Origin of the sequence: Pontibacter mucosus, assembly GCF_003054055.1 — a bacterium.
Lineage (GTDB): Bacteria > Bacteroidota > Bacteroidia > Cytophagales > Hymenobacteraceae > Pontibacter > Pontibacter mucosus.
The window spans coordinates 398,138-414,011 of the sequence record NZ_QBKI01000003.1; the positions used below are offsets into that span (position 1 = coordinate 398,138).

Here is a 15,874-nt window from a genome sequence, read left to right on the forward strand (position 1 = left end):
AGTGAGGCCAATTTTGCCTAACTTGCCCTTTCTTACATACCATTTAATTTTACACCTTTTAACATGCAAGAAGGCGAAAGAATAATACCGATTAACATTGAGGACGAGATGCGCGGTGCGTATATCGACTACTCAATGTCAGTTATCATTTCAAGAGCCTTACCCGATGTTCGGGACGGACTAAAGCCTGTGCACCGCCGCGTGCTTTACGGAATGTCTGAACTGGGGGTATCCTATAACAAGCCGTACAAGAAATCTGCCCGTATCGTTGGGGAGGTGCTGGGTAAGTATCACCCGCACGGCGACTCCTCCGTGTACGACACCATGGTGCGTATGGCCCAGGACTGGTCGCTGCGCTACCCACTGGTTGATGGCCAGGGTAACTACGGCTCTATCGACGGCGACTCGCCGGCAGCCATGCGTTACACCGAGGCACGCCTGAAGCGCATTGCCGATGAGCTCTTGGCTGACTTGGACAAGAACACGGTAGACTTTGTCCCGAACTTCGACGACTCGCTGAAAGAGCCGAGCGTGATGCCTGCCAAGTTCCCGAACCTGCTGGTGAACGGCACATCGGGCATTGCGGTAGGTATGGCCACCAACATGGCACCCCACAACCTCACCGAAGTTGTAAACGGCATCATCGCCTACATCGATAACAATGAGATTACCATTGCCGAGCTGATGCATCACATCACCGCCCCCGACTTTCCGACGGGCGGTATTATCCACGGGTACGACGGGGTGAAAGCCGCCTTCGAGACAGGACGTGGACGCGTGCTGATGCGTGGCCGTGCTATTTTTGAGACAACCCCAAGCGGTAAGGAGCAGATCATCGTAACCGAGATCCCTTACATGGTGAACAAAGCTTCGCTGATTGAGAAGACAGCCGCGCTTGTAAACGAGAAAAAGATAGAGGGCATTGCCGATCTGCGTGATGAGTCTGACCGTGAGGGCCTGCGCATTGTGTATGACCTGAAGCGCGATGCCATCCCGAACGTAGTGCTGAACAACCTCTACAAGTATACAGCGCTTCAGTCGTCTTTCGGGGTGAACAACGTGGCCCTGGTAAAAGGCCGCCCGATGACCCTGAACCTGAAGGACCTGATCAAGCACTTCGTAGACCACAGGCACGAGGTAGTTGTCCGCAGGACACAGTATGAACTGGATGAGGCCAGGAAACGCGCCCACATTCTGGAAGGCTTGCTGATTGCGCTTGACAACCTGGATGAGGTAATCAACCTGATCCGTTCCTCACGTGACCCGGAAATTGCCAGAACAGGCCTGATGGAGCGCTTTGCCCTGTCGGAGATTCAGGCTCGTGCAATTCTTGATATGCGCCTGCAGCGCCTTACCGGCCTGGAGCGCGATAAAATCCAGCTGGAGTACCAGGAGATCATGAAGCTGATCGATTATCTGACCTCGGTGCTTAATGACGAAGGTCTCCGTATGCAAATCATTAAAGACGAGCTTGCCGAGATAAAAGAGCGTTATGGTGACGTGCGACGTACCAGCATTGAGGCCAGCACAGGCGATATCTCCTACGAAGACATGATTCCGGAGGAGAACATGGTGATCACCATCTCCCATGAAGGCTATATCAAACGCACCTCACTGAGTGAGTACCGCAGCCAGAGCCGTGGCGGTGTAGGCTCCAGAGGAGTGGCCGCTTCCAAGGAAAGCGACTTTACTGAGCACCTTTTCATCGCCAACACGCACCACCACATGCTGTTCTTTACAGAGTTCGGGCGCGTGTTCTGGCTGAAAGTATACGAGATTCCGGAAGGAGGGAAGACGACCAAAGGCCGGGCCATCCAGAACCTCATTCAGATAGAGAAGGATGATAGCGTACGTGCCGTGCTAAACGTGCACGACCTTAAAAACCAGGATTACGTACTCAACCATAACCTGGTGTTCATCACCGAGCAGGGCACTATCAAGAAAACTGTTCTGGAAGCGTATTCGCGCCCAAGAACCAATGGTATCAACGCCATCTCCATTAACGAGGGCGACCGCCTGCTTGACGTGCAGCTGACAACGGGTAACAGCGAGATTGTTATTGCGTTGGAGTCGGGTAGGGCCATCCGCTTTAACGAGTCGCATGTGCGCCCAATGGGCCGTACGGCGGCGGGTGTGCGTGCCGTAACCCTGGCCGGACCAGACGACAAAGTTGTTGGTATGGTTTGTGTAGAGAATGAGAGCACGAACCTGCTGGTGGTGTCGGAGCATGGCTACGGAAAGCGCTCACCGCTGGAAGAGTACCGCATTACCAATCGCGGTGGTAAAGGTGTTAAGACACTGAACATCACCGATAAAACGGGTAAACTCGTTGCGATAAAAGGCGTAACGGATACAGACGACCTGATGATCATCAACAGGTCTGGTATCACGATTCGCCTGCACGTGAATGAGCTGCGTGTAATGGGCCGTGCCACACAAGGGGTGCGCCTGATTAAGTTAATGGAAGGAGATCAGATCTCATCGGTGGCGAAAGTGGAAGTGGAGCCGGAGGAAGATGTTGAAGAAATGGTGCTGGAGCAGTCTGACCTTGCGCCTGATGATTCGCTGCAGCCGGACACGATGATAGATCCTGAAACCACTGACGAAGTATAAACCAGTACTTACGGCTTATTTCTCAAGTATAAATACATTTAAGCAAACAACACAAACCATTATCTACGTATGAAAAAAGTTCTTTTGACAGCCTTAGTAGCCGGTACCATCTCGGTTGCAAGCGCTCAGAACTCGGCTGTGAACAGTGCAGTCCTGAACCATAAGAATGGTACGCTTGACAAGGCACTGGCTGACATCGAGAAGGCGACAGAGCATAAGAAAACAAAAGACAAAGCAAAAACATGGTTCTACCGTGGCGTTATCTACCAGGACATGATCGGCAACCCGATCTATGGCAAGATGACAGATGAGAACACGCCAATGGTAATCCTGGAGTCTTTTGACAAAACAGTGGAGTTGGACGGCCAGAACGGCGAGTTTGCCAAGCAGGTGCCGGAGCGCAAGCAGATGCTGTACGGCCAGGTGCTGAACCAGGCGGTTGAATTCCACAACAACCAGGACTGGGCCAATGCCATTGAGAAGTATGAACTGGCGCACAAAATCAGCCCGGAGGATACTACGGCCGTGCTTTATGCAGCCTATGCTTCAACCGCTGACAACAAGTATGACCAGGCTATCGGCTTCTACGATGAGCTCCTGAAAATGGGCCACAAAACCGAGGACGTATACAAAGCCAAAGTACAGCTGCAGCAGGCAACCGAAGCGAGCGATGAGGCGGTAATGGCAACGCTGGCCGACGGCCTGAAAGCGCACCCGAACAGCGTGTACCTGATGCAGGAAGAGCTGAAATACTACCTGAAGAACGACCGTGCAGACGAGGCGCTTGCCAGACTTGACAACGCTATTGCCGCAGATCCTAAAAACGCCAGCCTGTACGCTGTAAAAGGCAACCTGCTGGAGCGCAAGAAGGATTTGGAAGGCGCGACACAGGTGTACAAAAAAGCCATCGAGATTGATCCTAACAACTTCGACGCTTACTACAACCTGGGGGTGATGGAGTACAACAAAGGCGCTGAGGTAAACAATAAGGCAGCCAAGATGGACTACAGAACATACCAGAAACAGGGAAAGGCTTTAGAGGCTACTGCTAAGAAGCATTATCAGGAGGCGTTGCCATACTTTGAGAAAGCGCACCAGATCCAGCCGGAAGATAAGTCTACTATCCAGAACCTGGTAAACATTTACACTCGTTTAGGTCGTAAAGCCGACGCTGAGAAATTCTCTGCCAAGCTTAACTAAGACTTCAATTTAACGAACTAGAGAAGGAGAGGCTGTAAGGCTTCTCCTTTTTTTGTTGGGATAACTTTCTATGAAGTATAGGCAGCCTCGGGTGCATTGAAAGTATAAACAAGGGTTTAGATGGATATTACTTAACATAATATAAATTATAGGACTTATAATGTACGATGAAAATCATCTATTTTAAGTGTCACTCATAATGTGCTTTATGTTAAGTAGAATAGTCGGATTTGGGTGATTGACAATTGTCGCTGTTGCCCAACCACCTGCAGGATTAATCAAACGTAGTATGTGACGCCACCTAAGGCAAAACCGCAACTAAACAAATTGCCGCGTCGTTCATATCAAAAATATAACATCCTTATATAGGCTTCTATTATAGAGCTTCTTAAGGAAGATTATCAAACTAAGGAACTATGAAAAAATATATGTTTAGTGCAGCAATGGCCGGTGTGCTGTTGCTGTTTAATTTCTGTGCCACCAACCCCGTTACCGGCAAAAAAGACATTGTACTCATGTCTGAGGAACAGGAAATTGCCTTGGGTGCGCAGTCCGACCCGGCTGTTTTGGCCCAGTTTGGACTGTATGAGGACAAATCCCTGCAGCAGTTTATCCAGCAGAAAGGTCAGGCCATGGCTGCAGTTTCACACCGGCCCGGGTTAAAGTATGAATTTAAGGTGGTGGACTCCCCTGTGATTAACGCCTTTGCCTTGCCGGGCGGCTATGTATACTTTACGCGGGGCATTATGGCGCACTTTAACAACGAGGCGCAATTTGCCGGTGTGCTCGGACACGAAATCGGGCATATCACGGCGCGCCATTCGGTGCAGCAGCAATCCAAAAGCACGCTGGCACAGCTAGGCCTTATTACGGGCATGATTATCTCGCCTGAGATCGCCCAGCTGGGTAATGAACTTTCTCAGGGACTGGGCTTGCTCTTCCTCAAGTTTGGGCGCGACGATGAGCGTGAGTCTGATGAACTGGGTGTTGAGTATTCGACTAAAATTGGCTATGACGCCTCGCAAATGGCCGATTTTTTCCAGACGCTGCAGCGCCAGCAGGAAAGCAGCGGCCAGATGATTCCGGATTTTCTCTCCACGCACCCCAACCCCGCCGACCGCTATGCCACGGTTCATAAACTGGCTGATACCTGGAAGAAAAAGGAGAACCTGACAAACGCCAAAGTGGGTCGCGACAGCTACCTGAATTTAATAGATGGCATTGTGTATGGCGAAGACCCTAGGCAAGGTTTTGTAGAGAACAGCGTATTCTACCACCCGGAGCTCAAATTCAGATTCCCGGTGCCCTCGGGCTGGGCGCACCACAACTCCCCGCAGGTTTTCCAGATGGCTCCCCAGGACGGCAGTGCGATGATGAACCTGATGCTCGTGCCCGGCGACAACCTGGAGACAGCGGCCCAAACCCTGCTCAAGAACTTCAACCTGGAGCCTGTTGAGTCGAAGAGCGTTACCGTGAATGGTCTGCCTGCTATTGCCGTGGTAGCTGATCAGAAACAGGAACAGCAGGTAATCCGCACCCTGACCTATATTATCCGCTACGGCAACTATAACTATAGCCTGATGGGTATTACTACCGCCAACAACTTCAACAACTACTTTCAGACCTTCACCAATACCATGCAGAACTTTGCCGAGCTAACGGAGGCTGACAAACTAAACCGGAAGCCGGAGCGCATTCGTATCATCACCGTGCCGCAAAGCGCCACCTTGTCGCAGGTATTGCAGAACAACAACATAAAGCAGGACCGCCTGGAAGAGTTCGCTGTCCTGAACGGCATGCAGCTCTCCGACCGCTTGGAAAAGGGTACCTTGGTAAAAGTGGTGTCGCATTAAGAAATTCATTGAAGGCAATCCTTTTACCGGCCTCCTCATTGGAGGCCTTTTTCATGATAGGCTGGCTCCTCTCCTATGCTGGCGTTGCCTCTATTTGTAAGGCTTTACACAAGGTTTCTGTGTGTTTATTTTTAAAAAAGTATAAATTTAGAGTTTCATAGCTTTCAGAGCTACGGCAAGTATAATTTTTCCACTGCCAGTTCGTAAGAGATTATGAACTCCAAAAACTATTGAGCCTTGCGAAAACTATTACTGCTTATCACCCTTTTTCTGCTCTCCTCTCCCCTTTTCAGCCAAAGCCACACGGAAGTGGTTGCCGAGTCAGGCGATGGTATTTACCTGTTGCTGCGCCGCCATGGCCTCGATCCCAGCCAGCACCTGGATTCGTTTGTGGAGCTAAACCAGGAGAAGCTGGGCAGCAACAATAGCCTTTATGCCGGTAGAACTTATTTATTACCGACGGCTTCTGCAGCTGCCGCTCCCATAGAGACAGCGCCTGCCACTGCTGCCACTAAGGCTGCCCCGGCTGTGCTTGTGGAGCCCCTCTTTGGGAAGAATTATGAGCGCGTGGAAATAAAGGACAACCAATTGCAGGGAGCCGTTTTTTACCTGGTCACTGGCCACAGCGGCCCCGATCCGGGAGCCATCGGAAAGTATGGCCCATATATGCTGAGCGAAGACGAGTATGCCTATGATGTGACCATCCGCCTGGCTCGCCGGCTGATGGAGCATGGCGCCACAGCTTACATGATCATCCAGGACCCGGATGATGGGATTCGGGATGAGCCTATCCTGAAGATGGATACCGATGAGGTTGGTTATTTCGGAAACCCCATTCCGTATGGGCAGAAAGAACGCCTGCGCAGCCGGGTGGCCGATATTAACCGCTTAGCGGCCCGTCATAAAGGAGCGCACCAGCGCATGATCTCGGTGCATATTGATAGCCGCAGCCATGGCAAGAACATTGATGTGTTTTTTTACCACCACGAAAACAGTTCTCCCGGCAAAGCCCTGGCGCAGCGCATACACGAAGTCTTTACCTCCAAGTATAACCGGCACCAGCCCAACCGCGATTATTTTGGTACCGTTACGCCGCGCAGCAGTTTGTATGTGATAAAGTATAGCCACCCTCCCACCGTGTTTGTGGAGCTGGGCAACATCAAAAATGACAAAGACCAACGACGCTTCGTGATACCCAACAACAGGCAAGCCCTGGCGAATTGGCTTTGCGAGGGTATTCTGGCAGACTACAAGGCCAGTAGACAAGTAAACTAATGCAGGAAGGAGCGCAACAGTGCTCCTTTTTTATTGCAGTGTGCTGCACCGCCCCGATACCCATGATAACCTTACTTAAACTTCCCCGTTTAAAGTGGCTGTATTGCACTAAAAGTATAGCATCATATTCTAAATATTGCTATAGAGTAATACTTCTTAAGTTTTTATTTCACTTATTTTAATTAATCCAAGCTATGAAGAAGTTGAATTGGTTGTTCCTGCTGTGCCTGAGTTTTGCATTTGTAGCCTGCGACGACGACGATGAGGATGTGGACCTGGACATTACGGCGCCAACCATCACTATTAGCTCCCCGACCGAGAATGCGGTCTATGCACCGGGCGATGAAGTGGTTTTTAGAGCCAATGTGACCGATGATCAGGGCCTGGAGAACATCAAGGTTTTTGTTACCAACCCCACCGGAAACACCAGCGAAATTGAAGACGACGACATCAGTGATTTCCTGAACGATAACCGCCAGAAAAGCCTTGACCTGAATATATCGCTCCCGGCCGATGCGCCGGAGGGTGCCTACATCATGACGATAGAGGCCACCGACGAGCAGGGTAATACGGCAGAGGAATCGGTAACGATAAGCGTTGCGCTCCCTTAATACCAGCGTTATACTTTAAAGACCTTCTATTAAGAAAGCAACCGGCTCAGCACTTTGGGCCGGTTGCTTTTTTTGTGAACCATGGGAGCATATAACCCCGGCACTTAACCGGCATGCGGAAAGCAGCAAGCAAAGTATGTAACCTGAAAAGTATAAACAGCCATTTGAAAGTATAGAAATTAAATTGCCATGAGCCCACGTATAACGCCGTCTTATACTTTTAGGGGCGGCATTTTGCCATACTTAGGTTTATACTTTTACTGCAAGTATAAAGCCCCTTATCCTTACCGAATACAAAAAGTGCAATTATTGTATTCTGAGATCTGCAGATTTTTTCCGTTTAGCGGTGTTTCTGTGCTGATACACAATTCTTTATCTTCAAATCTACCAACTAAGTACGGCCGACCTCGTTAAAATAAGTACCATTATAGTTAAAAATGGTGCAAATACTATGTTACACTTATACAAGGAAGGCTATGAAAAAGGTATCTCTACTCATCGCATTTATTTCAATTTTGAGCTTTAGCGCCAGTGCCCAGATTACAGAAGAAATCCAGGACAGGGCACCGCAGACATCGGCAGCGGTTGCCTATGATGCCATACAGGAAGGAAACTGGATAATCGGAGCCACACTTGGCAACGTGGGGTTCAACTTCAAGTCAGATTTCTTTTCGCTAAACATTAACCCACGTGCCGGCTACTTCATCAGTGATAATGCGGCCATCGGTACGGAAGTGCAGCTGGGGCTGGATATCTACGACGGAGGTGAGACCTTCCGCTACGGCCTCACCCCTTTTGTGCGTTATTACTTTCCGGAAGGAGCAACGGCAACAGGGCGCTGGTTTGGTGAGGGCGTGGTAGGAATTGGCGGTAGCTCTGAAGAGGACAGCGAAGGCGACTCTGTTTTCTCAGGCGTGTGGGGCCTCCGGGCGGGCTACGCGCACTTTATAGCGCAGCACGTGGCCCTGGAGGCTATACTTGGCTACACCCGTACCAGCGCGGATATCTCTGTAGGCAACGGCGAGTCGGGCCTGAACCTGGCTTTGGGCCTGCAGATATACTTGCCCGGCGGCAGATAAGAATTGCTAACCAGCTAAAAGTATAAGAGCCGCTAAGAATTCAGCGGCTCTTTGTTTATTTCTGTTTCAGAACTTGTTTCGAAATGGTATCATCCCCATCTATCTTGTGGGTATACTTTAACCCAAGCAGTTTGGCCACAACATCATACACCTGCACGTTGCTGAAAGGGCCTGTCTTTACGCCTTGCTTAATGTCCGGTCCCCAGGCATAGAACACAGTGTGCATTTCCTTTACAGCCTGCGGGTCGTAGCCGTGGGTGCCGGGCGATGGCTTACGACTGGAGAAATGAAATACCTTCGGCGCGTCGGTCAGCAGCAAGATATCTCCTACGCGCTTATACTTATCGGCCTTCTTGCCATAATGCAGGTGCTTGGGCAGGTTGCCCTTGGTATATACCTGGTAAGCGCCGTTTGCTTCCTTTTTCAGCTTCTTGTAGGTTGGCTTGATGGCTTTTTTGTCTTTGGCGTGAAGTTCCACCACCATCCCTCCACCCGATACCAGGAACTTAGCTGTGTCTACAGCCGCAGGCAGCGGCAAGGTGTTCTCCTGGTCTATCTGTATCATGCCGTGGTCGGATACAAACAGGTAGTTTACCGGTAGGCCTGTGGCGGCCACGGCTTCTGTTAGTTGTCTCAGGCGCTCATCCAGTTCTTTTACTGCCTGCGCGGTCTCGGGGGCATCCGGGCCATACCGGTGTCCGGCATGGTCCACCTCCGGAAGGTAGAACGTTATAAGATGCGGCCGCTGCTCCTCCGGCAGGCTTAGCCATTTCACCACCGTTTTAACACGCTCTTCAAAAGGGATGCCCTCGTGATACTTAAACCAATAGGTGGGGCGGGTATTCTGAACCGGCGCCTCGGAGCCTACCCAGTAGTAGCTCGCCGACAGCATCTGGTTTTGCTCGGCCAGCACCCAGAGCGGCACCCCGCCGTACCAGCTGGCATCCTCCACCTGCTTTCTGTCGCGCATGGAGTAGTGCTCCTGCCGCTGCGGGTCGTAAAAATAGTTGTTGATGAGCCCGTGCGTGGCCGGGTACATGCCCGTTACCAATGTATAGTGGTTGGGGAAAGTCTTGCTCGGAAAAGACGGCACCAGCGACTCGGCCTGCACGCCCTGCTCGCGAAGCTCCTTCAGGTAGGTGGCATTAAACTTATCGGTGTAGTCGTAGCGGTAGCCATCGGCAGAAATCATGATGACATAGGGCTTCTGCATTTGTTCGGGGCTGTTCCGGCGTCCCGGCTCCACATGCTGGACGGTATCTACCTGGGCCCATGCCGGACTTGACAGCAGCAGGGCAAGTATAAACAGGGTGATGCGTTTCATGCCGCAAAGGTAAGCCGAAGCCACAAACAAAGTATAGCCCTTTTGTTATTTCACCGTTAAATATGCTCATTCAAAGTATAATCCTAAGGTTAGGTAGCTATTTATGCTTATTATTGATGTATATCAGTTTTTCTATACGTTCATCTTTTTACCTTCGCCCACGTAAATCTACCAATCTCAGCTTCTTATGAATCCAGAATCCGCACCGATACAACTAGAATTCCTGGGTGGCGCAGGCACCGTAACTGGGTCCAAAATCCTTATCCGCACGCAACGCCACCGGGTACTGATTGATTGCGGCATGTTTCAGGGCCTGAAGCAACTGCGCCTCCTGAACTGGGGAAAGCTTCCGGTGGATGTGGAGCAACTCGACGCGGTTATACTTACCCACGGCCACCTCGACCACTGCGGCTACCTGCCGGTGCTGGTGAAGAACGGCTACTCCGGCCCTATTCATGCTACCACCCCTACCCGCGACGTAGCTGATGTTATCCTTCGAGACAGTGCCCGCATACAGGAAGAGGACGCCTTACAGGCCAACAAGTATGGGTACACCAAGCACCGTCCCGCCCGGCCGCTTTACACGGAAGAGGATGTAGACCGCACCATGCCGCTTTTTGAGATACACAACGCGGGCGAATGGGTGATACTGAACGAAGACTTTAAGTTCTGCTTCCGCAATAGCGGGCATATACTTGGCTCGGCCATTGTAGAGCTGAAGTGCCAGGGGCATAAATTCGTGTTTTCCGGTGACCTGGGCCGCAGAAGGCCCCTGCTGATGGAGCCGCCCGCGCTGCTGCGCGACGCAGATTTCCTTGTGCTGGAATCAACCTACGGCGACAGGCTGCACAGCCAGATTTCGGCGTATGAGGAAATGGCGGAGGTCGTGAACCATACCTATGAGAAAGGCGGCGTGCTGGTGATTCCGAGTTTTGCCGTAGAGCGCGCCCAGGAACTGCTGCTGATTCTGAACACGCTGCGCGAGGAGAAAAGCATCCCTCCCATTCCCATCTATCTCGACACGCCCATGGGCATCGACGTGACCGAGCTTTACCTGCACCACCGCGAGTGGCACAGCCTTTCCGACAGCGAGTGCGAAACCATGATGCGCGATGTACAGGTGGTACGCCAGTTTGAGCAGAGCCTGCGTGTGCTGGATAAAAAAGGACCAAAGATTGTAATTGCGGGCAGTGGCATGGTGACAGGTGGTCGCGTGCTTTATTACCTGGAAAGGCTGCTTGGCGGTAAGGAGAATACCATCCTTTTAGTGGGATTTCAGGCACCTGGCACCCGGGGCAACCTGCTTCGCTCCGGCGCTAACGAGCTGAAGATCCATGGTAACTATCACAAAGTGCTGGCAGAGGTAAGGCAAATTGGCTCGCTTTCCGCCCACGCCGATCAGGGTGAGCTGATGTGGTGGCTGAGCCATTTTAAGGAAGTGCCCCTTCAAACTTTCCTCAACCACGGCGAAGCCCAGGCCAGCGAGGCTTTGCGCCTTAAAATAACGGATGAGCTCAACTGGCCTGTTACCATCGCGCAAATGGGGGTGACGTATGAGTTGTAAGGGTGGTTATTTGTATACTCCATACAACATTGCTTGGAATGAAGGAGGTTGCTGCAGTTTTTAGATCTGTGTAAGTCAACTTTTATACTTTGGCTATATTTCCATTCACTCGCTGGCGCGGGTTTGCAACCCGTGTCTAACTATGATGTTGGATTTGTAATCCAACTGGCTCGCAGAGTCATACTTTTACTTTGGCTATACTTTCTTAGCCGCTGCTTCCTTCCATTTGAACCAAGCTATCCTTGCTAGCCACGGTTCATCCTCCAGAATTACATAAGCTACTATTGCATAGCATACTTTCTGCCCTCCTAGGCCGGGAGGCCTCGCCTTCGGGCATCACGCTGCTTTCGCTTCCTGCCCTCGTACCTCGGGCTGCCTTTCAGGCACCGGAACCTCTCGAGGCGCTCAACCCAAAGGCTGGGAATTAATTCGATAGCCATTGCTGACGGAGCCTCAGCCAAAGTCCCCCTTTGAAGGGGGCAGGGGGATGTGATCGCATGCTGAGTTTATACTTGTAGGGACAGGTCGCGACCTGTCCGCGCGAGAACGGAGGCTATGAAACTTATACTTCAGCTTTAGCAATCACAGGCTCCCCTCCTTGGACTACTGAGAACGGAAGTTGGAAAGTAGCGAGCGTAGCTCTGAGGAGCCAGGGGTGGTTGGACCTAGTACTGCGGGAACTTTCACCTCCATTCCCAAACAAACATATCCAACACTGCCCTGCTTTACTCCTTCACAAACAGCCGCTTATCAAACTCAAAAAGAACAGAATCGAGCACTTTAACCTGGTGGAAATCGGGGTGGCGGGGGTTGAGAAGGTAGTTATAGGTACCCTGTACCGTTGCTGAGGGCACTTTCAGTACCAGGTGCTCGGCTTTCTGCACAAAGGCATCTCCCAGTTCCTGCGTGCTGTTGGCGTGCGGAAAGGACTTCCAATCGGCGGGAAGTTCTGCTTCTGCAAGCTCTTTTATACTTGCTATGTCCGGAATCTCAATCCGGACCAGGTAATAATCCTTGGGAACAATGCCCAACGGCATGTGCACAGCCACTTCCACGGTGCAAAGGGCGATGGATTCGCTGGTGTACAGAATGGCGGTGCCTTTGCTATTCCAGCGGCCCCCCGCTATCTCTGCTCCTCTTCCCGAGAGGTCGTTACGGTAAGGGCCGCGGCTGAGGCGGTATACGATCATGCCAGCACGCCGTGTTCTATGCGCGTAAGTTCATCGCGCAGCAGACCAATGCCGAAGGTGCTGTCGAGGAGTTCTTTTGGCTTCAGCCCGCCCAGGGCGACATTCTTCGCTTCCAGCCAGGCGTCAAAGTTTGCTTTGTCGCCAAATACCTCGATGCCCTTATTATAGATGAGCGTTATTTCAAGAATTTTTTCGGAGTGCAGCGGATCGAAGGTGCGCTTCTCTTTTTTGTAGCGCTGGAACGTGCGCTCCGAAAGGTGCAGAAAATGAGACCACTCGCTTAGGCTGAAGGGAATCATGTCGGCAATTTTCTGAAACAGGCTATACTTTATCCCCTCTCGCACCGTGCTGATGAGCATGAACACATCTTTGTCGTCTATTAACCTGTAGTTCAGGCTGCTGTCTAAAGGTAAGGCTTGTCCCATGGCGTTCATCTTTTATATGTTCAAATATACGAAACTTGTCGATAATTAAACGTCATTTGTCGTAAATTAATTCCTGCCCGCTCCCTGCCAAATCTAAAAAGCGCTGGCCTGCACTAAAGCAGCTGCTGTGGCGTTAGATAACAGAACCAGAAAAAGTATAAAATGCGACATTGGATAGCTGCGGCAGGAATACTACTGATAGGCATGAGCAGCTGTAATATGCAAAACGCCGTGACCGAGGCACCACAGCCGCAGCGCCCGCGCCTCACCATGCAGGAGGTTATCCCGCCCATGGCCCCGGCCACGCAGCAGGCGGTGGCTGCCCAAAACAGTTTCCTGAAAAAGAGTGACGAAACATTTAAGTCGCGCCAGCTGGGCAGCCAGTATTATGTGACGCAGGCCAAGCGGATGTTCAACGAGGAACAGCTCGACTCGGCCATGGTAAACTTTAACCGTGCCTGGCTGCTGGACCGCAACAACATGGAAGTATACTGGGGCTACGGGCTGGTGTACGGGCAGCAGCAGGCGTATGACAAGGCGCTTTACATCTTGTACCGTGCCCTGGATAAAGACAAAACCAACCCGCGCCTGCTTACCGACATCGCCACCACGCACCTCTCCCGCTTCTACAAGTATAGCTCGGTGGATGACTTGCAACAGAGCAAAAAACTACTGGAGCAGGCGCTGAAGCATACTCCTGAAAATGCGGCAGACGTGTACTACAAGCTGGCCATCAACAGCTATTACCTGTATGAGTTCGGTTCGGCCTGGGAGTACCTGCACCGCAGCATCCGCCACGACCAGAGCAAAGAGGACCAGACGTTTATCTCAGCGCTGCTGGAGCAGGAAAAGGACCCGGAGGGGATTTACGTGGCCCAAAGCAAACAGTGACTTGCAAGTATAGCCTGACTGTGTTACTTTTATAGGGTAGTAAAACAGGCAGCTGCTGCCAAAGCAGCTCACCCCGAAAGTATAAAACAGCACATAATGAAACGAATCCTTTTAGCCATTGTAGCACTTTTTATGGCCACCGCTTCAGGCTTTGCCCAGGAGCAAGCAGCCCCATTAAGCCCGCGGGTGCTGCCGATGTTTGGTGAGAAACAGAAAACCGAGGCCGAGCAGAAACAGGACGAGAAATTCCTGACCAGTAGCGACAAGAACTTCACGGACCGCCGCGAGGCCAGCAAGTTTTTTATGGAGCGCGGCTGGGAGTACCTGAACGAGGGGCAGGTAGATACCGCTATGTACCGCTTTAACCTGGCCTGGCTTCTGAACCCCGACAACAAGGATACCTACTGGGCATTCGGACTGGTAACCTCCGCCCGAGGCGATAACCCGACCGCTATCCGCATGTATGAGAAGGCGCTGACCTACGACGGCAAAAACGCACTGCTGCTCTCCGATGCGGCTGCCTCCTACCTAGCCGTTTACCAGGAGAAGAAAAAGAAAAAAGACCTAAAGAAAGCCTCCGGCTACCTGGCTGCTGCCACAGCCGCAGATCCTAACAATGCCTACGCGCTGTATAACATCTCTAAAGTAAAGTATCAGGAGAAGAAGTATAACGAGGCTTGGGACTACCTGCACAAGAGCCGAACTATCGATATGTCAGCTATAGACTATGCGTACATTCTGGAGCTCTCCGAGAAAATGCCCGATCCGCAGGGCTTCTTCAACGCCACCGATGCGGCAGCCAACACCGGACAGTAGAAAAAGTATAAAGAAATCCCCGGCCCTCGTAGCCGGGGATTTTTCTTTTGTATAACCTGAAAAATCCGCAAGAATCGGGTTGAAAGTATAGCGCTGATTTAGCTAATTGCTACCATGAACCATTACGAAACAGTAGCAAAGGCATTGGCTTATATCCGGCAGCACGCACTGCAGCAACCGTCCCTGGACGAGGTGGCCGATTACGTGCACCTGAGCCCGCAGCACTTCCAGCGGGTGTTCAGCGAGTGGGCCGGCGTAAGCCCAAAGAAGTTTCTGCAGTACCTCTCGCTGCAGCACGCCAAAAGTATACTTGCCCAAAGCGCCACGCTGCAGGAGGCAACCTTCGAAACAGGCCTCTCCGGCAGCAGCCGCCTCCACGATTTGTTTGTAAGTATAGAAGGTATCACGCCAGGGCAATTTAAAAGTATGGGCGAGCAGCTGCAGCTAAAGTATAGCTTCGGCACCTGCCAGTTCGGAAATTATGTGGTGGCCTCTACGGATAAAGGCGTCTGTTACCTCCACTTTTACCAGCACCCGGAGCAGGCCCTGCAGGAACTCCGGCAAGCCTGGCCAAAGGCAAACCTGGTAGAGGAGCAGACAAGTATGCACGGGCAGGTAAGCGATTTCTTTGATAATTCATTTTCCGAGGGTAATGGTAAAATCAAGCTGCACCTGAGCGGCACGCCTTTCCAGCTGAAAGTATGGGAGGCTTTGCTGCGCATCCCGGAAGGGCAACTCTGCTCCTACGCCAGCTTGGCCAGAAGTATAAACCAGCCCACAGCCAGCCGTGCAGTGGGCACGGCCATTGGCAGCAACCCTATCGCCTTTCTAATTCCTTGCCACCGGGTTATCAAGAGCGTGGGCGGCATTGGGGAGTACCGCTGGGGCTCTGAGCGCAAAATGGCCATGATTGGCTGGGAGGCAGCGGCCACCAAAGCCGGGGAGCAACAGCGGTCACAATACGAACTCAATTTCCTGAGCAGTTAAAGGTTTTTTACTATATTTGCTTACACCCTATTATAACGTTTAGCTA

13 protein-coding genes are annotated in these 15,874 nt (G+C 51.5%); 10 read left to right on the plus strand and 3 right to left on the minus strand.

All coding sequences use genetic code 11. The annotated features are described in order from the left end of the window. Positions 1-63: 63 nt before the first annotated feature. From gyrA to C8N40_RS08090, 6 genes are all read left to right on the plus strand, one after another. Positions 64-2,613, plus strand: a complete 2,550-nt coding sequence (gene gyrA, locus C8N40_RS08065; RefSeq protein ID WP_108211266.1) for a DNA gyrase subunit A — start codon at positions 64-66, stop codon at positions 2,611-2,613. Positions 2,614-2,682: 69 nt separating this feature from the next. After that, positions 2,683-3,813: a tetratricopeptide repeat protein gene (locus C8N40_RS08070; protein WP_108211267.1), complete on the plus strand. Its 1,131-nt coding sequence runs from the start codon at positions 2,683-2,685 to the stop codon at positions 3,811-3,813. Between the two features lie 416 nt (positions 3,814-4,229). Further along, complete coding sequence (locus C8N40_RS08075; RefSeq protein ID WP_108211268.1) at positions 4,230-5,666, plus strand: M48 family metalloprotease; 1,437 nt, start codon at positions 4,230-4,232, stop codon at positions 5,664-5,666. A gap of 237 nt (positions 5,667-5,903) precedes the next feature. Beyond that, positions 5,904-6,941: an N-acetylmuramoyl-L-alanine amidase family protein gene (locus C8N40_RS08080; RefSeq protein WP_245905042.1), complete on the plus strand. Its 1,038-nt coding sequence runs from the start codon at positions 5,904-5,906 to the stop codon at positions 6,939-6,941. A gap of 194 nt (positions 6,942-7,135) precedes the next feature. After that, complete coding sequence (locus tag C8N40_RS08085; protein WP_108211269.1) at positions 7,136-7,552, plus strand: DUF4625 domain-containing protein; 417 nt, start codon at positions 7,136-7,138, stop codon at positions 7,550-7,552. Positions 7,553-8,028: 476 nt separating this feature from the next. Then, positions 8,029-8,631 carry a hypothetical protein gene (locus C8N40_RS08090; RefSeq protein WP_108211270.1) on the plus strand — a complete coding sequence of 201 codons (603 nt, stop codon included), beginning with the start codon at positions 8,029-8,031 and terminating at the stop codon, positions 8,629-8,631. A gap of 55 nt (positions 8,632-8,686) precedes the next feature. Here C8N40_RS08090 and C8N40_RS08095 read toward each other — a convergent pair whose 3' ends face one another. Continuing rightward, positions 8,687-9,955 carry an alkaline phosphatase family protein gene (locus C8N40_RS08095; protein ID WP_108211406.1) on the minus strand — a complete coding sequence of 423 codons (1,269 nt, stop codon included), beginning with the start codon at positions 9,953-9,955 and terminating at the stop codon, positions 8,687-8,689. A gap of 187 nt (positions 9,956-10,142) precedes the next feature. Here C8N40_RS08095 and C8N40_RS08100 point away from each other — a divergent pair, with 187 nt between their 5' ends. Then, positions 10,143-11,519 carry an MBL fold metallo-hydrolase RNA specificity domain-containing protein gene (locus C8N40_RS08100; RefSeq protein ID WP_108211271.1) on the plus strand — a complete coding sequence of 459 codons (1,377 nt, stop codon included), beginning with the start codon at positions 10,143-10,145 and terminating at the stop codon, positions 11,517-11,519. A gap of 725 nt (positions 11,520-12,244) precedes the next feature. On the opposite strand, the gene C8N40_RS08105 is transcribed toward C8N40_RS08100, so the two are convergent. Further along, a complete protein-coding gene (locus C8N40_RS08105) occupies positions 12,245-12,709 on the minus strand; it encodes an RES family NAD+ phosphorylase (protein WP_108211272.1) in 465 nt (154 codons plus the stop codon). Continuing rightward, positions 12,706-13,134 (minus strand): type II RES/Xre toxin-antitoxin system antitoxin, encoded by a 429-nt coding sequence (parS, locus tag C8N40_RS08110; protein WP_108211407.1) that lies wholly within the window; start codon positions 13,132-13,134, stop codon positions 12,706-12,708. The genes C8N40_RS08105 and parS overlap by 4 nt, the downstream gene beginning before the upstream one ends. 204 nt (positions 13,135-13,338) lie before the next feature. Between parS and C8N40_RS08115 the strand changes: the two genes are divergently transcribed. The 3 genes from C8N40_RS08115 (at position 13,339) to C8N40_RS08125 (ending at position 15,828) form a co-directional block, all read left to right on the plus strand. Then, the gene (locus C8N40_RS08115) at positions 13,339-14,025 is read left to right on the plus strand and encodes a tetratricopeptide repeat protein (RefSeq protein ID WP_245905043.1); all 687 of its coding nucleotides are present in this window, start codon (positions 13,339-13,341) and stop codon (positions 14,023-14,025) included. A gap of 96 nt (positions 14,026-14,121) precedes the next feature. Next, positions 14,122-14,841 carry a tetratricopeptide repeat protein gene (locus tag C8N40_RS08120; protein ID WP_108211274.1) on the plus strand — a complete coding sequence of 240 codons (720 nt, stop codon included), beginning with the start codon at positions 14,122-14,124 and terminating at the stop codon, positions 14,839-14,841. A gap of 114 nt (positions 14,842-14,955) precedes the next feature. Then, entirely contained in the window at positions 14,956-15,828 is an 873-nt protein-coding gene (locus tag C8N40_RS08125) for a methylated-DNA--[protein]-cysteine S-methyltransferase (RefSeq protein WP_108211275.1), read from the plus strand. Positions 15,829-15,874: the final 46 nt, after the last annotated feature.